This is a genomic window from Streptomyces tricolor (genome assembly GCF_002155905.1).
Lineage (GTDB): Bacteria > Actinomycetota > Actinomycetes > Streptomycetales > Streptomycetaceae > Streptomyces > Streptomyces tricolor.
Map to the genome: position 1 here is coordinate 1 of NZ_MUMF01000910.1, position 224 is coordinate 224.

Sequence of the window (224 nt, forward strand, 5' to 3'; positions counted from 1 at the left end):
ACCCAGAGGACCCCCTTATGTCCTTCCCGCTCGCCGCGCCCGCCCCCGCCGCGCCGCCACCCCACACCGGTGGCCTGCTCCTGCTCCTCGACGGCACCCCCGGACTCCTCACGGTCGCCGCCCTCGGCATAGCCCTGCTCCTCTTCCTGATCATCAAGGTCCGGCTCCAGCCGTTCGTCGCCCTGCTCGCCGTCTCCGTGGCCGTGGGCCTGCTGGCCGGCCTG

General features: G+C 73.7%; 1 protein-coding gene. It reads left to right on the forward strand.

Annotated features, from left to right (window positions below):
* Nucleotides 1–17: 17 nt before the first annotated feature.
* Nucleotides 18–224 (forward strand): GntT/GntP/DsdX family permease (locus tag CCN44_RS47095; protein WP_462509670.1); only part of this gene is annotated, 207 nt, incomplete at its 3' end.